The sequence below is a fragment of the Nevskia soli genome (genome assembly GCF_903970205.1).
Lineage (GTDB): Bacteria > Acidobacteriota > Terriglobia > Bryobacterales > Bryobacteraceae > Bog-113.
On record NZ_CAJCHS010000051.1, the window covers coordinates 1 to 18,164 of the forward strand.

An 18,164-nucleotide genomic window follows, 5' to 3' on the forward strand; every position below is an offset into this window, starting at 1 on the left:
TCGGTAACGCGATCAGGCCGGGCGGGGGCGGTCGCGATACCAGGCGGTCACGATCGATAACAGCGGTTGATACGCGGGAGAGCGTAAAGCATTCGAAGGTTCTTTTTCGAAGCACCAGCTTGCTCGCGCGCGCGGCTCGGTAAATGCTGTAGTGCGGCAGACTCGGCGAGACTATGTGCGTGTTACTGTCACGGCATGAATCGAGGTTGCCGCGCTTCCTTTTACAGTGCCGCCGGATGCATTTTCTTGGTCTGTATTGCGGACGCGCAGACCGCGTCCAGCTCTGCGAGTCTAACCGAGAACCTGGCGGCGAGTATTGATCCGCGCATCGCGAACAGGATCGCGTCAATCAAGGCAATCGACAACCATGCTCACCCGGTGTTGCCGCCTCCGGACGATGAGAAGGATCGCGACTTCGATGCGCTACCGGTCGATAACATGGAGCCGGAGACTGACATAGTCGCGTGGCGTCTAGATAATCCGCAGCTACCTGCGGCGTGGAAGGCGCTATGGGGTTTTGACGGCACGGCGCCGCTCGATGAGGCCGGTATGAAGCGGCTGGATGCGGCGCGGCGTCGAGTCAAGGCGCGTGAGGGGCAGCTTTACGACGAGTGGGTCCTGAACCAGGCTGGGATCGAGGTCATGCTTGCGAACCGGGTGACGATGGGTCCGGGGATTGCGGCGCCGCGTTTTCGCTGGGTACCTTATGAAGACGCATTGTTGTTCCCGCTTGATAACAGCGGGCTGGCGGTAACGCCGGACAAGCAACTCTTCTTTCCGCTGGAGGAACGTTTGAAGAGTCGTTACCTGGAGTTAGTTGGGCTTCGCTCGATCCCGCTTACTCTAGACGAGTATGTTGGCAAGGTAGTTATGCCTACGCTTGAGCGGCAACATACTGGGGGTGCGGTGGCCGCTAAGTTCGAAATCGCTTACTTGAGGGGCTTGGGCTTCGGCAATCCGACGCGTGAGGAAGCCGGGCGAGTGTACTTGAAGCATGCTAGCGGGGGAGTACCGAGCGATATCGAGTATAAGTCGCTGCAGGACTTTCTCTTTCGCACGATTGCGGCGGAATGCGGGCGGCTGGGGATGCCGGTTCATCTGCACGCGATGAGCGGCGGTGGCGGGTACTTTGGGATTGGCGGCGCGAATCCGCTGCTGTTGGAGCCGATCTTTAATGATCCGACGCTACGCGGGACAAAGTTCGTTTTGCTGCACGGCGGGTGGCCCTTTGTTCGCGAAGCCGGCGCTTTGTTGCAAAAGCCGAATGTTTATCTGGATCTGTCGCAAGAGGCGCTTGCTTTTCCGCCTCGTACATTGGCTGGGTGGCTGCGGGAATGGCTCGAAACCTTTCCGGATAAGGTGCTGTACGGGACGGATGGGTATCCGTTTACCAGTGCGCTTGGATGGGAGGAATCGACTTGGATCGCGAACCGCAATGCACGCGCGGCGCTGGCTATTGCGCTTTCGGGAATGGTCCGGGATGGGGAGATCAGTGAGGAGCGAGCTGAGGAGATTGCGGAGGGCGTGCTGCGCGGGTGCGCGACGCGGATTTACGGGAAGATTTGAGGGGGCGGGGAGTGGCGGCTCCCTTTCGCTCGGGTTCGGAGTGAAGTTTCGTGACTAAGTGGCGGAGGTAATGGACATGGTTAGGGGATTGGCGGGATTGAGGACGACCCATCGCGATCAAGGGAGTTATTGTTTACGCCGATAAGATGTCCGGTACCATCGATACCGACAAGGCAAAGAGATCGAGCTCGCAAGAGATACGCAGTGAGCGGCGCGAAAGCATTCCGGCGGCCGTTAGATAATCCTAAGCACGGATATGCGGCTGGTTCAAATTACACATCGGATTGAAGGCGCGCGGCTTGCCGTAGTCGAGAACGACGAATCGCTGCGCCTGCTGAAGGGGTTCAAGAGCACTTATGACCTGGCTTCGCTGGCGGCGCAGCGGAACTCGCCTATCGACAACGTGATCACCGAAGACTTGAGCGACGACCGTTTTGACTATGACGAGATTTATGAGGGACGGTCCGAGTGGAGTCTGGATGTTCCGTTCACGAGGTTCGACCATCCCGCTCTTTGCACCGTCAGCGGGACCGGATTGACGCATAAAGCGAGCGCCGAGAACCGCGCGAAGATGCATCAGGAGCAAACCTCCGAAGTAACGGACAGCATGCGGATGTATCAGTGGGGTTTGGAGGGCGGTTCACCGGCGCCGGGTGAAATCGGGGTGCAGCCGGAATGGTTCTATAAGGGCGACGGCTGTATCCTGCGCGCGCATGGCGAAGTATTAACCGTTCCGGCTTTCGCGGAAGACGGCGGCGAGGAGCCGGAGATCGCGGGACTGTATCTGGTGGATGACGATTGCGTCCCGTGGCGCGTGGGGTTCGCGATCGGCAATGAGTTTTCGGATCACCAGATGGAGCGTAAGAACTACTTATACCTGGCGCCATCGAAGTTGCGGGAGTGCGCGATCGGACCGGAACTAATTACCGATGCCGAGTTCGATAACGTCGAAGGTACGGTGGCGGCCGAGCGGGACGGGAAGGTATTCTGGTCGGCGCGCATCTTTACCGGCGAGAAGAATATGTCGCATACTCTGGCGAATCTGGAGCATCACCACTTCAAGTATCCGCAGCATCGCCGGGCGGGTCACGTACACATACACTTTCTTGGGGCGGATGCGTTTAGTTTCGGCGAAGGAGTGCAGCTTCAGGATGGGGATGAGATGGTGGTGGCGTGGTCGGGTTTCGGGCGTCCGCTGCGGAATCGCTTGCGGAAGGAGACTGAACCGGAACGTTTGGTCGAGGTGCGAACTCTGGGGCGGCGCTGACTCTATACCTGGTCCCGGAAACGCTCGCATAGCTTCGGTAGGAGTACGTCGGGATCTTGCGCTTGTAAGTGGCGATTAAAGATTTCTACTTCGATCGGACCCTTGTAGCCGGCTTTGTCGATCAATCGACTGATCTCGTGAAGGGCGATGACGCCGTCGCCCATCATGCCGCGGCCGAAGAGGATGTCGGGTACGGGGACGAGCCAGTCGGAGACGTGGAAGCCGGCGATTCTTGATCCAGCGCGCTGGATTTGGGCAGGGAGATCGGGATCCCACCAGACATGGTAGGCGTCGATGATGACTGCGACGTCGAGACGTTCGGCGAGAGTATTCGCTTCAGCTAGCGTCGTGATTACGGAACGATCGGCCGCGAACATAGGGTGGAGCGGCTCGATGGCGAGGCGTACTTTGGCGGCGCGCGCGTGATCGCGGATGGCGGCGATTCCGTCGGCTACCATGGCGCGGGCTGCGGGTAAGTTGCGATCGGGAGCGGGGCCGCAGACTAGCACCAGAACATCGGTTCCGAGAGCCGCCGCCTGATCAATCGCAGTGTGGTTATCGTCGATTCGCTGCCGGCGCCCGGTTTGCGTTGACGCTGGAAACATGCCGCCGCGGCATAGGCTGGAGACGCTAAGGCCGTAATCTTTCATTAGCGACGCGGACGTGGTTAGACCGCACTCGCCGAGCTTGTGACGCCATACTCCGATGTGCGGGATGTTATGACGGCGGCATGCGGCGATGGCTTCGGGGAGCGTGAGGCGCTCGGTCGTGATCTGATTGAGGCTAAGCCGCGATAAGTCCATGTAGGTGCGTTAGTGTATCCCGGATTGCTCCAGCAAGAGGCGCATGCGCTGACAGGCTAAGTCGGGGTCGATGAGAACTCCCGCTTCCGAGGCGAGACGGAACACTCGCGAAAGATGGACGATGGTTCGGGCGCTTTCGCGGCCGCCGAGCATGCGAAAGTGATTCTGAAATCCATTGAGCCAGGCGAGGAAGACGATACCGGTTTTGTAGTCGGATGTCGGAGGTTCGAAGACTACTCTCGATAGCTGCTCGGTGGGGCGAAGGATGGTTTCGTATTGGTCTAAGTTGCCGCGATCGAGAGCTTGGAGGGCGGCGCTGGCGACCGGAGCTATGGCGTCGAAGATACCCAGGAGTGCGTCGCTGTGGCCTTGGTCATCGCCGCGGATGAGGTCGACATAGTTGAAGTCGTCGCCGGTGTACATGCGAACACCCGAAGGGAGGCGCCGGCGCATCGCGATTTCAAGCCTGCCGCCAAGAAGCGAAAGCTTGATGCCGTCCACACAGGCGGCGTTTTCTTCGATAATCGAGAGACAGACATCCGCTGCGGCGTATAAGTCGTTGTGACCCCAATAGCCGGTAAGTGCAGGGTCGAAAGCGGGACCGAGCCAGTGGAGAATCGCCCTATCACGTAACTGGCTCAACACACGGCCGTAGACGCGACGGTAATCGTCTGCCGATTGTGCGCTGCGAGCAAGCGCCCGGCTCGCCATCAGGATAACTGCGCCGCCACATTTCTCGATCCACTCGCATTGTTCTTGGTATGCGTGAATGATTGTCTCCAGACTATGAATAGTAGCGGGATCTAACTGATCGGTGCCGGCCCCACATGCGACTGCTTCGCCCTGGGCGCAGGAGTGCAGGATCAGTTCCTTGGCTTGCGGCCACGCGAGTTCGGAACCGCGCTGCGCCGTATCCATTGCTTCGGCGACGCGGAGCCCGTAACACCGCAACACGTGCCTGTAAGCCAGAGTCGCTTCCCAATCAATGGTTCGAATATCGGGGCCGAGCGGGTCGCAAACGACATGGGCGGCCGCGATTAGGTTACGCGATCGAATGGGCGCGGAAGGCTTCGGCCAGTTGCGCCCGTCCGGTGGTTCATAAACCGAAAGGCTCCGATCCTCATTAGGCAGCAGGATTTGGCGAGTAGGCATTAGTCGAGTTTGAGATCGGGAACATCCACCCAACGGCGCTCGTGCCACGACTGGAGAGCGAACTCAGCCAGTTGAACGCCGCGCGCGCCGTCGGCTAGGTCGTAGGGGAACGGGCTATCAGTAGCAACGTGGCGCAGGAACATTTCCCACTCCACTCTGAATGCGTTGTCCCAAGTGGAGTTGTCGGGCACGTCCTGCCAGTCGCGCCGGTAATCGTGCATGCTTTCGATATCAGGATTCCAGACCGGGCGCGGCGTGTTGACGCGATGTTGCGTCTTGCAATGGCGCAGGCCGGCGACAGCGCTGCCGAGAGTACCGTCGACTTGCAGAGTTAGTAAGTCGTCGCGGTAAACGCGCGTAGTCCAAGACGCGTTCATCTGGGCGATAATACCGCCTTCCAGTTCGAACGTCGCGAACGCCATGTCGTCCGCGGTAGCTTGATAAGGGCGGCCTTGTTCGTCGACGCGCTCGGGGATTTGCGTCGCGCCTATGCAACCGACGGTACGCACGCGTGCGATCGTGTGATCGAACAAATATCGCCAGTGGGAAAACATATCGAGAATGATGCCGCCGTCTAACTCCTTCTTATAGTTCCAGGAAGGGCGCTGGGCGCGCTGCCAGTCGCCTTCGAAGACCCAGTAGCCGAACTCTCCGCGAACGGAAAGGATGCGGCCGAAGAAGCCGTTGTCTACCAGGCTCTTGAGCTTGCGGATTCCGGGCAAGAATAGCTTGTCCTGAACAACGCCCGTTTTGATGTTATGTTCGCGGGCGAGCCTGACGAGAGCGAGGGCCCCTTCGAGCGACGCGGCAACCGGCTTCTCACAGTAGATATTCTTGCCGGCCAGGATCGCGCGACGGACCGAACCTTCGCGTGCGGCGGTGGTTTGCGCGTCAAAGTAGATCCTGTATTCGGGGTCAGCGAGAGCTTCGTCGAGACTAGTTGAAAAACGGGAGATGCCGAACTCGGCCGCGAGAGCTTCGAGCTTCGAATGAGATCGCCCGATCAGGAAGGGCTCGGGGTATAGCTTCTCACCGCCGCCAATGTCGATACCGCCTTGTTCGCGAATCGGCACTATGGAACGGGCGAGGTGCTGGCTCGCTCCCATACGACCTGTGACGCCGTTCATAATAATTCCGATTACGCGCTTCGCCATTGATAGAAACGATTCTACTTGGAGCGGCTTGGCGCTGCGAAAGGCCATTGATTTGCGATCTGAACGGCATAGGAAGGAGCACCCGATGGCAAATCTTTTACAGGGTAAGAAGGTTGCTGTACTGGCAACCGAAGGGTTTGAGCAGGTAGAACTGCTGGAGCCGAGGAAGGCGCTGGAGGCGGAGGGCGCGCAGACCGTAGTCGTGTCACCGATGAAAGACAAGATCCGCGGATGGAATCATACGGAATGGGGTCAGGAGGTGAAAGTCGACTTAGCATTAGACTCGGCGAAGCCGAGTGATTTCGACGCGCTGCTGCTGCCTGGCGGGGTGATGAATCCGGATAAGCTGCGGACCGACGAGAAGGCCGTCCAGTTCGTGAAGTCGTTTTTCGATGCGGGTAAGCCGGTGGCGGCGATATGCCACGGACCGTGGACTATGGTGGAAGCCGATGTTGTTCGCGGGCGCACGTTGACCTCGTGGCCGTCGTTGAAGACGGATATCCGCAACGCGGGCGGCGAGTGGGTGGATCAGGAAGTCTGTACGGATCACGGGTTAGTCACAAGCCGGAAGCCGGACGACATTCCAGCGTTCAATAAGAAGATGATTGAAGAGTTCGCCGAAGGCAAGCATAGTAAGTTGAAGACGCGCACGGCGTAAGATAGGCGGCTAGGAGCCGCGACTGATGACGATTGAGCCGGAGATGACGCTGGGCGGGCGGACGGTCCGGCTCACCAACCTAGACAAGCCGTTCTGGAATTCGCCGCTGATTACCAAGCGAGACCTGCTCTCGTATTACGCAGCGATTTCCGATGTGCTGGTTCCACACCTCCGCGAACGTGCAATGGTCATGAAGCGCTATCCGAACGGGGCTGAAGGCAACTTCTTCTTCATGAAGCGCACGCCTTCACCCCGGCCGGACTGGCTGCGAACTTGCGCAATTGAGCATGGCTCCGGAAGTGTAATCGATTTTCCGATCATTGACGATCTGGCGGCGTTACTCTGGGTTATCAATCTGGGCTGTATTGATCTCAATCCCTGGTACTCAACTTGTGACGATGTGAATCGTCCGAACTATCTGCACTTCGATCTGGATCCGACTCCGGAAGCCCGGTTCAAGCACGTTCTCGAGACGGCATGTGCGGTGCGGGAAGAGCTGGAGAAACGCGGCATACGAAGCTATCCGAAGACTACGGGCTCTCGCGGGATTCATATCTATGTGCCCATCCTGCGCGGCCCTTTGCAGAAGCAGGTTTGGACTTTCGCCAAGAAGTTTGCAATCGAAATGGCGGCGCGCTATCCGAAGCTGATTACCTCAGAGTACAAGGTGGCAAAACGTCCGGAGAAGCACGTACTCGTGGACTATAACCAGAATGCCTGGGGCCGGACATTAGCTTCGGTGTATTCGGTGCGACCGCAGCCCGGCGCGACCGTCTCCGCGCCGGTGACTTGGGAGGAGGTACAGCAGGGGTTTCGCATCCGCGACTTCGATCTTCGAAATATGCCGGAGCGGGTGAAGGAAATCGGCGACTTATACGCGCCGCTTCTGGCTGAAGCCGGGCGGGTGAACCTTGAGGCACAGTTGGAGACACTGCCGAAATGAACCTCGTGATTGCAGCGCCGTTTGCGCCGATGGAAGCGACATCGCGCGAGAAGCTCCCCGAAGGTTCCGAGTGGCAGTACGAGCCTAAGTGGGATGGCTTCCGCTGCCTGGCGTTCCGCGACGGCGAAGAAGTGGACTTGCAGTCGAAGTCCGAGCAGAAGCTGGCGCGCTACTTCCCGGAAGTAGTGGAGCACTTACTGTCTATCGACGCCAAACAGTTCGTGATCGATGGCGAGATTGTGGTCGACCGCCATGGCGCTTTATCCTTTGACGATCTACTGCAAAGAATCCATCCGGCTGAAAGTCGGATTCGCAAGTTAGCAAAAGAGACGCCGGCGAAACTGATTGTGTTCGATCTGCTGGTGGATGATCGCGGGCATTCGCTGGTGGAGAAGACCTTGGAGGAACGCCGGCCTTTGTTAGATCAGTTCGCGGCGAAGTACTTCGATGACAAGTTCATCGTGCTGTCGCCTTATACGCGAGATACAAAGCAGGCGCGCGAGTGGCTGCGCGGAGGAGCGGGCGCGCTGGATGGGGTGGTTGCAAAGCGAGTGGATCTACCGTATCAATCGGGCAATCGAGACGGCATGGTGAAGGTGAAGAACCTGCGCACTGCGGATTGCGTGATTGGTGGATTTCGGTATGGCGCAAAGGAACGCGAAGTCGGCTCGCTGCTACTTGGGATGTACGGGGAAGATGGGCTGCTCCATCACGTCGGGTTCTGTTCGGGGCTGAAGGCGGCGGAGAAGCCCGAGTTGACGGCACGGCTCGAGAAGCTTATAGCGAAGCCGGGCTTTACAGGGCGCGCGCCGGGCGGTCCGAGCCGCTGGTCAACTGAACGATCGGTCGAGTGGGAGCCGCTACGGCCTGAGCTGGTGGTGGAAGTTCAATATGATCATTTCAGCGGCGGGCGCTTCCGGCACGGGACACGGTTACTGCGATGGAGACCGGATAAGTCGCCAGAGCAGTGCCGGTTGAAGGACGTTAAAGTAAGTGGCACGCGGCCGGAGATGGGGAGTTAGTTAAGTTTATTGGCACTCAAAGCGCTGAGCCGGTTCTGGGCGAGCTGATAGGTCGAGCCGGGTATCTTGAGCACACTCTTCGGTTTGGGAACCTTTTGGTAGTCCGTCCGCGCGACGGCGGTCTCTCCAAATTGTTCAGCAAGTCGCCCGAACGCATACCAATAATCTCCGTTGGGCTCGTCGAGGTTCAAGAGATCCATGGCCCGGACCAATACCTCGCGGGCTTCTTTGGTCTGACCTGCCTCGATGTAGAGACATCCCAGAGTGTGAAGGATGGACGAGTCATTCTGACGTGACTGTGAAGCCTTGATGGCAGTTTCGATATCCGGACCACCGGTTCCCGGGAAGAATAACGACAACCACGCGATCTGATTGAGATCGCTACTTTCCGCCTTCCCGGACATAGCGAGCTTTTGGAGTAAGTCAGAGGCGGAACGATAATCACCGCGGTCTTCCGCATTTACCGCCAACGCTCGAATGGTGTCAAGATCATCCGGGAAGCGCTTCAGGCGTTCGTTAGCCAGTTCGTTCGCTTCCTTAAGGCGGCCCAACCCGCGGAAGGCTAAAAACTGCGCCCTAAACGCGCGCTTGGAATCAGGGTTCAGCGCCCCTAATTCAGAAGATATGGATAGCAATCGGTCATAGTTAGAGAGATTAGTCAGGCCGTCGAGCAAGGCAAGTTCTATGTTGACTTTGTCCGTGCCGCTCGCCGCGGATTTAAGGGCCTGTTCCAGGATCGCCACGCCTTGCTGAGCAGTTACATCGGAGGATACCAACATTGCGGCGGCAGCGACTGTCATTCGAGAGATCCCGTCAAGCAGTACTTGCGCCGCAACATCGCGGTCTTGTAAGGAGTAAACGATAATCCTCCAGCGCAACAGAGTATCCAATGCGGATTCAACCCGTCGATTAGTCATGCGGGCGGCCCTTCCAGTCCAGAATTTGGGATCGGGAAGGATCATCTACCAGGAGTAGCGGCTTCCACTGGAGCCTGAGTCATGAAAAGGTGATAAGCGTCGAGGACGCTCTTAATGGAGCCTTCCATCATCAACTCACCGGAATCCAGCCAGAGCGCTCGGTCACATAGCATTCGCAGCGTGGCCGGGCTGTGGGAGACGCAGATGAAGGTATGACCGGCGTTGCGGATTTCATGGATGCGTGTGAGGCATTTCTTAGTGAACGATTCGTCGCCGACGGCGAGAACTTCATCGACGATCAGAATGTCGGGCTCGACATTAATCGCGATAGAAAAGGCGAGGCGCATGGTCATCCCGCTGGAGTAGTTGCGCAGGGGTTCATCAATGAAGTCGGAGATGCCGGCGAAATCGATGATCTGTTCCTGATTGGCGCGGGTCTCTTTTTCGCTGAAACCCATGAGCGCGGCGTTCAGGAAGAGGTTTTCGCGCCCGGTTAAATCACCGTGAAATCCCGCCGCGAGCTGCAGCAGCGGTGCGATGCGTCCGCGCACGCGCACCGTTCCGCGGTCGGGATTCGCGAGACCGCAGATCACGCTGAGTAGGGTGCTTTTGCCCGCGCCGTTGCGGCCCACGATGGCTAAGCTTTCGCCTTCATCCAGCGAGAAAGTGATATCACGAAGCGCGACGAACGACTTCTTATTGCCTGAAGTAAGAGTATCTTTGATGCGATGCCGCAGCAGGCGGCTGCCGCTGTGCAGCTTGAACGTGCGCCAGATATGGCTGCATTCCAGAATCGGTTCGGACATATCAGAGGTGCTGGTAGAAGTTACGCTGCATACTTCGAAAGATTAGGTGTCCGACGGCGATCGTGAAGGTGGAAACAAGAGCTAGTTTAAAAACGAGAACTAAGGAAGGAGCATGATTCTGGAGCAGGATATTCTGCATCGCGAGAACGATGGCGGCGACGGGATTAATTTCATAGATCCCGGCATAGCGAGGCGGGATGGCTGAGAACGGATAGAAGATGGGGACCATCCAGAAGAGAACTGTATTCGCCGATTCGACAAAGTAGCGAGTATCTTGAACGAAAACATTGAGTCCCGCGAAGATAAGAGAGAGACCGCAGACAAAGGCGATCTCGAGTATCCAGACAACGATCAGCCAGAGCCAGTCCAATCCCGGGCGCGAACCGTAGGCGAGTGCCATAACCATCAGGAGCGCGAGCTGAATCAGCAGGTGCGGGACGTTCGAGAGAACAGTGGAAATCGGCAGCACTTCGCGCGGCACGGCGACGCGTTTGATCAACGGCGCGTTCATCATTACCGACGTTGTCCCGGACACCCAGGCGACGGAGAAGAAGTTGAATGGGATAATTCCGCAGAGTACCATCAGCGGGAAGTGGGGTTGGTGAGAAGGGAATATCCTAGTGAAGATAAACGTCAGAACACCCATCATTACAAGAGGATTCAAGAGCGACCACAGCACGCCCAGCGACATGTTCCGGTAGCGGATTTTGAAGTCTTTTAGGATGAGTTGCTTGTAAAGAAATTTGACGTCGCCGTGCCAAGCCATTGTTTGAATGCCGGAGATCCACTTCGTGCCGAACCTTCCAGTTTAGCCTAAGACTGGAGTGCGTCTTACTTCGCTGTGAACACGTAATCCGCGCCTTGCGTCGGATGCGACCCGACGGCTGCGTGGAACGCTCCCACGGCCACTGTGTAGGGCGCGACGGAAAGGGACCATCCGAACTGGTCTAGTGTTTCGCCGTCGGACGCGGTGAGGGTCGCATTCGGCGTTCCGGTAGACGCCCATCCGGCAGCCGGACGCACATAGACTAGAACGGCTCCCTGATTCTGGTTGGCGCCGACGTTTTCCAGGCTGTTACTTACCGCGATAAGTTCGCCTCGAATCGCAACCTCCTCGGCGAAGTTAGTGCCCGGATCTGCGGCGTCTTCGGACAGTTCCGCGGAGGGCGTCATCTGACCGGCCCAGCCTCCGGCGGGCTCGACATAGATCAGAGCGGCGCCTTTGGCGTTGTTCGCGCCTAAGTCCGAGACGACGGCGACCTTGTCGTCAAAACCGACGGTATAGCCGACAACATCGTTCACCTTGCCGGGCGCTATAAGGATCGCATTGGCCTGCGAAGTATCCTGCCAGCCCGTCGCCGGCTTTACGAATATGTAGGCGGCGCCGATCTGCCGGTTACCCTCCGGGGCGCCGACGAGTATGGTGTGTTCGTCCATGGCGAGGCTGAATCCGAAACTATCGCTCGCGACGCCGCTGGTCAGGGTCGCGGTTTGCGTCATATCTGTCCAACCGCCGGCCGGTTTCTCGAACACGTAAGCCGCACCTATTGTTGAGTTTGAGTTGAACCCGTCGATAACGATTGTGTTAGCGCGGATCGCGACGGAGTAACCTAGTTGCGTGTTGACTGTTCCGGTCACGGTGAGGCGCGCGGTTTCGGTCATATTAGTCCAACCACCGGCGGGTTTCACGAAGACGTAGACGACCGGAGTCGCGGCTTCGGGCGCACCGACAACGATGGTATCGCCACTAACTCCTACCGACCATCCGAACTGATTTTCAGGCGTCCCGTCGGAAGCTTTCAACTCGGCGGTTTGTTGTTCGGCGGTCCATCCGTTCGCCGGTTCTTCGAAGACGTAAACCTGTCCCGGTGTGTTGGTTGGTATGCCATGCGGCGCGCCGGCAACTACGGTGACGCCGTCCGTCGCGGTGGACCAACCCATGAAATCGTTGGCTCGGCCGTTAGAAGAGGTTAGCTTCGCTGTTTGCGCGATTCCGGCGTTCGATTGACTAAAGGAGGCCGGGACGATAACGATGAAAAGCGCAAAGTAAGTAAGTATCAGATTTCGCGACATGGTTGCTGCGAGAGTATACCTGTTGTAAGAATATCGTGTGAAAGCGCGATAACATTCCGGTTTAGGGCGTGATCCTAAGCGCGGCGATACGGCCATTCGCACCTACCGCCCAGCAGGCATCGTTGGCGCCGACGCCGATCGCGTTGAACGAACCTTGGTCGAAAGGTATCCAGTTCCGGCCCCAGTCGCGAGAGAATTCGGAGCCGCTTGGGCCGGTAGTTATCCAGAGCTTGTGTTGCGGTAACCAGGCCACGGCGGATCGATAGCCGCGGGGCGGCGTTCCGCTCGGAGTAGTCCATGTTGCGCCGCCATCCATAGTGACCGCGATGTTCGCAGCGGATTCGCGCGGCTTGGCATAATCACCGCCGACGGCGATACCGTGTTTCGCGTCCGAGAATGCGATGGAGAAGATGCCGGCGCCATCGCTGTCATGGCGGATAGGAGTAGATACGGCGCGGCAGCAGTGCGTGCCATCCGACTCAAGATGGATCACCCGAGCACCCGTTTTTCCGCCCGTCGCGATCCAAACATCCGGAGCTCGAATGACGAGCGAGGTGTTGCTGGCCGCGAACGCGCTTTCACCTTCGAGCGCGGGAAAACCCAGGCGCTGCCAAGTGAGACCGGCGTCGTAAGTGGTCAGCAAGACGAACTCACCGTCGACGGGATCGCCGAGGACAATACCGCGGACAACGCCGCGGTCGGGCGACGCGAAGGCGATCGCGTCGAAGAAGCCTTTGGGGTCCGGATTCGTTTTGATAAGGCTCCACGTTTGGCCGGCATCGCGCGTTTCGTAGATTGCCGAAAGCGCGCCGGGCCCGCTGGACACGAGGATCGCGTGGCTCGCATCGAAGGCATGCAGGCCCCGGAAATCGAGCTTCGAAGCGCCTGACACGGCGCCGGATTTCCACGTATGCCCGCCGTCGGTGGTGCGCAGGAAGGTTCCCTCCGTGCCGCTCGCCCAGGCAATTTTGCCGTCGATCACGCCGATACCGCGCAGGGACGCGGTGGTTCCGCCGGCTTGCATCAACCACGCCGGCTGCGCACCGAAAAGTTGCAGACTTAGCAGCGTGAAAGAGTACGGAAACAAACTTATGCAGCGAATCATGTACGCTCAGTTTTGCACGATGGCGCAGAAAATACTGGAGTCGGCACCGGCATCGGACCCGCTGTGGTTTAAGGACGCGGTCATCTATGAGGTTCACGTGCGCGCCTATCAGGACAGCGATGGCGACGGCATGGGCGACTTCAAAGGGCTCACGCAGAGGCTTCCCTACTTAGCCGATCTGGGAGTTACTGCGCTGTGGTTGCTGCCGTTCTGCCCGTCGCCCTGGAAGGACGATGGATACGACATATCAGACTATACGGATATCCATCCGAGTTATGGGACACTGCGTGATTTCCAGGCGTTCCTGAACGAGGCGCACCGGCGCGGGATGCGCGTGATCACTGAGTTAGTCTTGAATCACACTTCGGACCAGCACGCATGGTTTCAAAGGTCGAGGCGTGCCGAGCCGGGGTCTAAGTGGCGCCAATACTATGTCTGGAGCGACACTCCCGAACGCTATGCCGATGCGCGCATCATCTTCAAAGATTTCGAGACTTCGAATTGGACGTGGGATCCGATCGCGAAGGCTTATTTTTGGCATCGTTTCTACTCGCACCAGCCGGATCTGAACTTCGACAATCCGGAAGTACGCGCGGCTATGTTCGCGAACCTGGATTTCTGGTTCGACATGGGCGTGGACGGACTGCGGCTCGACGCGGTGCCCTACTTATACGAGCGCGAAGGTACTAACTGCGAGAACCTGCCGGAGACTCACGCGTTTCTACGCGAACTAAGGGCGCACATCGACGCGAAGTATACCAACCGGATGCTGCTTGCGGAGGCAAATCAGTGGCCGGAAGATGCGATTGTCTATCTGGGCAAAGGCGATGAATGCCATATGGCGTTTCATTTCCCGCTAATGCCGCGTTTGTTTATGGCGACGCGGATGGGCGACCGCTACCCGGTGACGGATATTTTGGCGCTGACGCCGCCGATTCCTGAGTCATGTCAATGGGCGCTGTTTCTGCGGAATCACGATGAGTTGACGCTCGAGATGGTCACGGACGAAGAGCGCGACTATATGTACCGCGTCTACGCCCACGACCGTTCGATGCGCATCAATCTTGGGATTCGTCGCCGTTTAGCGCCGCTGCTCGAGAACGACCGGCGGCGGATTGAGTTACTCAACGGATTGTTGTTCTCTCTTCCGGGAACGCCCGTCATCTATTACGGTGACGAGATCGGGATGGGCGATAACTTCTATCTCGGCGACCGGAATGGAGTGAGAACTCCGATGCAATGGAGCCGGGATCGGAACGCGGGGTTTTCGACGGCGAATCCACAACGCTTGTATCTACCGATCGTGATCGATCCGGAGTATCACTATGAAGCGCTGAATGTCGAGAACCAGCAGAATAACTCGCATTCCTTGTGGTGGTGGATGAAGCGGCTCATCGCGCAACGCAAGCAGTGGAAGGCTTTCGGGCGCGGGACGCTGGAGTTCCTGAATCCGGATAACCGGCGCGTGCTGGCTTTCGTGCGGTCGTTCGAGAATGAGCGCATCTTAGTGGTCGCGAACCTATCACGAGTAGCGCAGTGCTGTAATCTGCCGCTGGAAGCCTATGAGGGAATGACTCCGGTGGAGATGTTCGGGAACACGGAGTTTCAAACCATATCCGAGGAGCCGTACTTCCTTTCCCTGGGCCCGCACGCGTTCTATTGGTTTAGTCTTCAACCCAAGAGGCCGGAACAGCAGTCGCTGCGGTCTCCGGCGGATGCGGAGGAGATTCCGGTGTTTACCGCGCTTTCCTGGGCGGATGCCATGGGCGCGGAGATGCGCGCCGAAATTCAAAGCTATTTACCGCAGTTAGTGCGGGCGCGCGAGTGGTTTCAGGGTAAGTCGCGATTGATTCTGAGCGTGGAAGCGCAGGACGTGATTTCGTTTCAGGAAGTGCAATCGTGGCTGCTGCTGTTGCGTTTCGAATACAGCACGGGCGACCCGGATCTTTACTTACTTACCCTGAGTCTGATCGACGGGACGCGGGCTGAGGAGGTGCTGCGCGACAAACCGGAGACTATCTTGCTGCGAGTGCGAACTGAAGATGGACGGGAAGGTGTTCTTTACGGCGGCTCTTATCATGAAGAGTTTCGCGACGCTCTGCTGGGAGCGGTGTCGAGACGGAAGAGATACGCAGGGGAACACGGGTTGTTAGTGGGGTCGCATACGCCTGTGTTCCGGAAGATCTGGCAGCATGATCCAAACCTGGAATCCGAGTTATGCAAGGCCGACCAGACGGGGACTTCGATCAAGTACGGAGAGCGGTTCATCTTGAAGCTATACCGGCGGGTGGAGGCGGGCACGCATCCGGAATTGGAAGTCGGGGAGTACCTGACTGCTTTGCGGGCGCACGTGAATGTTCCGCGCCTGGCGGGCTCGCTCGAGTATCGCGCCAGCGACGGCGAGCGATATACGGTTGGGGTTGCGCATCAATTTATTGCCCATGAAACCAGCGCATGGCGATTTAGTACGGATAACCTGGCTGTCTTCTTTGAGAGTGCGCTGGCTTCGCAGGACAGTGGGGAGGAGCAAGGCGACCGTGCGCGCGGGCTAATGGGGTCGTACCTGGACTTGATCGGTGTGCTTGGGCGGCGGCTGGGTGAACTGCACCTGGCATTAGTTTCCACCGAGAACGCGGAGTTCGCCGCGGAACCTTTCACCGAACTGTATCGGATGGGGCTCTACCATGCGCTACTGGGCCAGAAGAACCGGGTGTTCGCCGATTTTCGACGAGGCGATGCGATGTTAGCGGTCGAAGCGGCGGAGGATGCGGCGACTCTATTGGCGCGCGAAGGTGAACTGAATACAAAGCTGCAAGTGTTAAGAGACAGGCGTCTGGGCGGGAGCCGTATTCGAATACACGGCGATTTCGATTTGCGTCAGGCGCTCTACACGGGCAAGGATTTCTATATCATCGACTTCGAAGGTGAAGTGGAGCGGCCGCTAAGTGAACGGCGGATTAAGCGATCGCCGCTGCGCGATGTTGCGGGCGGTCTGCAATCGCTTTACTTCGCCGCGTTTAGTGCGATCTATGGCAATGTAAGCGGGCTTTCGCTTCCTGAAGCGCCGACCGAGACTCTGGAAAAGTTGGCGGGACCCTGGTACAGCTGGGCGTCGTCGGCGTTTCTTGCGGGGTATCTGAGAGTAGACGGCATCGACGCGTTACTTCCGTCGCGCGCGGATATCCCGGACTTACTCGATGTGCTAATGGTCGAACAGGCACTGCGTGAAATCGATCGCGACGTGATGAACCGCTCCGAACATTTGCATTTAGCCCTAAGGTCGGTACTGTATCTGCTTGACCGTCCTGTTCGGAATGAGGGGGCTTGATGAACCGGCTGGCGCCCCAGTCGACGTACCGGCTACAACTTCACAAAGGATTCACGTTTGATGATGCGGCGGCGATCGCACCGTATCTAAGCGCGCTGGGGATTTCGCACGTCTATAGTTCGCCCTATCTGCAAGCTGCTAAGAACAGTATGCATGGGTACGACGTGGTGGACCATAGCCGTGTTAATGAAGAGCTGTGCGGCGCCGCCGGACACGAGCGCTTCTGCAAGACCCTGGGCGAGAACCGGTTGGGACAAGTGCTCGACATCGTCCCGAACCACATGGCGATTACCGGAAAAGAGAACGCCTGGTGGTGGGATGTGCTGGAGAACGGGCCGGCAAGTCCGTTCGCGCTCTACTTCGATGTGGAATGGCAGCCGCCGGAGGAGAAGCTTCGGAATAAGGTATTAGTCCCGATTCTGGGGGACCATTACGGGCGCGTGCTCGCGGCTAGACAGATCAAAGTGGTTCGAGACGAGGGGAGTTTTGAGTTCCGGTACTTCGATCATGAGCTGCCGGTAGCTCCGCGATCGATGAGCGACTTGCTGGCAGAAGCTGCGCGGCGAACGAAATCGGAGTATCTTGGATTTCTTGCCGGATCGCTAGCAAGGTTACCGTTGCCGACGATTACCGATCGGGAACGGCTGCTTCAGCGGCATCGGGATAAGGAAGTGATTCATGGGTTACTTACACGTCTGATTCATGAGCGCGAGGAAGTGGCCAGGGTGATTGACGAGTGCCTCAATGAACTAAATGAAGACGCGGATCGGTTGGATAGTCTGCTGGAGCGGCAGAATTACCGGGTCTCCTTTTGGAAGACCGCGGAGCGGGAGCTCGGGCACCGGCGATTTTTCGATGTCAATACGTTGGTGGGGCTGCATATGGAGTCGCAGCAAGTTTTCGATGACACGCACCGTCTGCTGACGGAGTGGATCGAGCAGGGTGTCATCGACGGGCTGCGAGTAGATCATCCCGATGGGTTGCGCGATCCCGAAGAGTATTTCAACCGGCTGGCTGCCGCCGCGCCGCGCGCATGGATTGTGGCCGAGAAAATCTTGGAAGAAGGCGAGCAGCTGCAACCGGAGTGGCCGATAGCCGGAACGACGGGTTATGATTTTCTGAATGTTTTGAATGGTCTATTTGTCGACTCTTCAAAGGAAGAACAGATGACCGAACTCTATAGCGAGTTCACCCGTGAGCCGGCCGATTACTTGCGGCTTGCTCACGATAAGAAGATACTGGTGTTGCGTGATGTACTGGGCAGCGATGTAAACAGGCTTTCTGCTGAGTTCGTGCATATCTGCGAGAACGACCGTAATCATCGAGACTACACGCGGCACGATCTGCATCATGCGATTCGGGAAACAATC

At 57.9% G+C, this 18,164-nt stretch carries 15 protein-coding genes; 7 read left to right on the plus strand and 8 right to left on the minus strand.

Translation table 11 applies throughout. The annotated features are described in order from the left end of the window. Positions 1–246: 246 nt before the first annotated feature. A complete protein-coding gene (locus tag H1Y01_RS02595; protein WP_219341202.1) occupies positions 247–1,566 on the plus strand; it encodes an amidohydrolase family protein in 1,320 nt (439 codons plus the stop codon). Between the two features lie 256 nt (positions 1,567–1,822). Then, a complete protein-coding gene (araD1, locus tag H1Y01_RS02600) occupies positions 1,823–2,833 on the plus strand; it encodes an AraD1 family protein (RefSeq protein ID WP_180538536.1) in 1,011 nt (336 codons plus the stop codon). 2 nt (positions 2,834–2,835) lie between these two features. Here the strand turns inward: araD1 and H1Y01_RS02605 are convergent, their stop codons facing one another. The 3 genes from H1Y01_RS02605 to H1Y01_RS02615 are packed head-to-tail and all read right to left on the minus strand — an operon-like array spanning position 2,836 to position 5,942. Further along, complete coding sequence (locus H1Y01_RS02605) at positions 2,836–3,636, minus strand: sugar phosphate isomerase/epimerase family protein (protein ID WP_180538537.1); 801 nt, start codon at positions 3,634–3,636, stop codon at positions 2,836–2,838. Between the two features lie 9 nt (positions 3,637–3,645). After that, positions 3,646–4,788, minus strand: coding sequence for a dihydrodipicolinate synthase family protein (locus H1Y01_RS02610; protein ID WP_180538538.1), 1,143 nt, complete (start codon positions 4,786–4,788; stop codon positions 3,646–3,648). After that, positions 4,788–5,942, minus strand: a complete 1,155-nt coding sequence (locus H1Y01_RS02615; protein WP_180538539.1) for a Gfo/Idh/MocA family protein — start codon at positions 5,940–5,942, stop codon at positions 4,788–4,790. The genes H1Y01_RS02610 and H1Y01_RS02615 overlap by 1 nt, the downstream gene beginning before the upstream one ends. Positions 5,943–6,027: 85 nt before the next feature. On the opposite strand from H1Y01_RS02615, the gene H1Y01_RS02620 reads away from it, so the two are divergent. From H1Y01_RS02620 to H1Y01_RS02630, 3 genes are read left to right on the plus strand one after another with little or no spacing between them, the layout of a single operon-like run. Then, on the plus strand, positions 6,028–6,600 hold the full coding sequence (locus tag H1Y01_RS02620; RefSeq protein WP_180538540.1) for a type 1 glutamine amidotransferase domain-containing protein: 573 nt from the start codon (positions 6,028–6,030) through the stop codon (positions 6,598–6,600). A gap of 25 nt (positions 6,601–6,625) precedes the next feature. After that, a complete protein-coding gene (gene ligD / locus H1Y01_RS02625; protein WP_180538541.1) occupies positions 6,626–7,543 on the plus strand; it encodes a non-homologous end-joining DNA ligase in 918 nt (305 codons plus the stop codon). A gap of 29 nt (positions 7,544–7,572) precedes the next feature. Further along, complete coding sequence (locus H1Y01_RS02630; protein WP_367399758.1) at positions 7,573–8,565, plus strand: ATP-dependent DNA ligase; 993 nt, start codon at positions 7,573–7,575, stop codon at positions 8,563–8,565. Here H1Y01_RS02630 and H1Y01_RS02635 read toward each other — a convergent pair. The 5 genes from H1Y01_RS02635 to H1Y01_RS02655 all read right to left on the minus strand — a co-directional run bounded on the left by H1Y01_RS02635 (position 8,562) and on the right by H1Y01_RS02655 (position 13,466). Beyond that, positions 8,562–9,527 carry a tetratricopeptide repeat protein gene (locus H1Y01_RS02635; RefSeq protein WP_219341203.1) on the minus strand — a complete coding sequence of 322 codons (966 nt, stop codon included), beginning with the start codon at positions 9,525–9,527 and terminating at the stop codon, positions 8,562–8,564. The two genes, H1Y01_RS02630 and H1Y01_RS02635, sit on opposite strands and share 4 nt — an antisense overlap. Further along, a complete protein-coding gene (locus tag H1Y01_RS02640; protein WP_180538544.1) occupies positions 9,524–10,288 on the minus strand; it encodes an ABC transporter ATP-binding protein in 765 nt (254 codons plus the stop codon). Before H1Y01_RS02640 ends, H1Y01_RS02635 begins: the two co-directional genes overlap by 4 nt. A gap of 1 nt (position 10,289) precedes the next feature. Continuing rightward, positions 10,290–11,054, minus strand: a complete 765-nt coding sequence (locus tag H1Y01_RS02645; RefSeq protein ID WP_180538545.1) for an ABC transporter permease — start codon at positions 11,052–11,054, stop codon at positions 10,290–10,292. A 65-nt stretch (positions 11,055–11,119) separates the two neighbouring features. Continuing rightward, a complete protein-coding gene (locus H1Y01_RS02650; protein ID WP_180538546.1) occupies positions 11,120–12,361 on the minus strand; it encodes an FG-GAP repeat protein in 1,242 nt (413 codons plus the stop codon). Positions 12,362–12,422: 61 nt separating this feature from the next. Further along, positions 12,423–13,466, minus strand: coding sequence for a WD40/YVTN/BNR-like repeat-containing protein (locus H1Y01_RS02655; RefSeq protein WP_180538547.1), 1,044 nt, complete (start codon positions 13,464–13,466; stop codon positions 12,423–12,425). On the opposite strand from H1Y01_RS02655, the gene treS reads away from it, so the two are divergent. After that, the gene (gene treS, locus H1Y01_RS02660) at positions 13,465–16,794 is read left to right on the plus strand and encodes a maltose alpha-D-glucosyltransferase (protein WP_219341205.1); all 3,330 of its coding nucleotides are present in this window, start codon (positions 13,465–13,467) and stop codon (positions 16,792–16,794) included. The genes H1Y01_RS02655 and treS overlap by 2 nt on opposite strands. Next, positions 16,794–18,164 (plus strand): alpha-amylase family glycosyl hydrolase (locus H1Y01_RS02665; RefSeq protein WP_219341206.1); only part of this gene is annotated, 1,371 nt, incomplete at its 3' end. The genes treS and H1Y01_RS02665, both read left to right, overlap by 1 nt.

What these genes read in the sequence shown, in the direction of transcription:
- araD1 (WP_180538536.1), top strand. Translation starts at nt 1,823, where the DNA reads ATGCGGCTGGTTCAAATTACACATCGGATTGAAGGCGCGCGGCTTGCC.
- H1Y01_RS02605 (WP_180538537.1), bottom strand. Translation starts at nt 3,636, where the DNA reads ATGGACTTATCGCGGCTTAGCCTCAATCAGATCACGACCGAGCGCCTC.
- H1Y01_RS02610 (WP_180538538.1), bottom strand. Translation starts at nt 4,788, where the DNA reads ATGCCTACTCGCCAAATCCTGCTGCCTAATGAGGATCGGAGCCTTTCG.
- H1Y01_RS02615 (WP_180538539.1), bottom strand. Translation starts at nt 5,942, where the DNA reads ATGGCGAAGCGCGTAATCGGAATTATTATGAACGGCGTCACAGGTCGT.
- H1Y01_RS02620 (WP_180538540.1), top strand. Translation starts at nt 6,028, where the DNA reads ATGGCAAATCTTTTACAGGGTAAGAAGGTTGCTGTACTGGCAACCGAA.
- ligD (WP_180538541.1), top strand. Translation starts at nt 6,626, where the DNA reads ATGACGATTGAGCCGGAGATGACGCTGGGCGGGCGGACGGTCCGGCTC.
- H1Y01_RS02630 (WP_367399758.1), top strand. Translation starts at nt 7,573, where the DNA reads ATGGAAGCGACATCGCGCGAGAAGCTCCCCGAAGGTTCCGAGTGGCAG.
- H1Y01_RS02635 (WP_219341203.1), bottom strand. Translation starts at nt 9,527, where the DNA reads ATGATCCTTCCCGATCCCAAATTCTGGACTGGAAGGGCCGCCCGCATG.
- H1Y01_RS02640 (WP_180538544.1), bottom strand. Translation starts at nt 10,288, where the DNA reads ATGTCCGAACCGATTCTGGAATGCAGCCATATCTGGCGCACGTTCAAG.
- H1Y01_RS02645 (WP_180538545.1), bottom strand. Translation starts at nt 11,054, where the DNA reads ATGGCTTGGCACGGCGACGTCAAATTTCTTTACAAGCAACTCATCCTA.
- H1Y01_RS02650 (WP_180538546.1), bottom strand. Translation starts at nt 12,361, where the DNA reads ATGTCGCGAAATCTGATACTTACTTACTTTGCGCTTTTCATCGTTATC.
- treS (WP_219341205.1), top strand. Translation starts at nt 13,465, where the DNA reads ATGTACGCTCAGTTTTGCACGATGGCGCAGAAAATACTGGAGTCGGCA.
- H1Y01_RS02655 (WP_180538547.1), bottom strand. Translation starts at nt 13,466, where the DNA reads ATGATTCGCTGCATAAGTTTGTTTCCGTACTCTTTCACGCTGCTAAGT.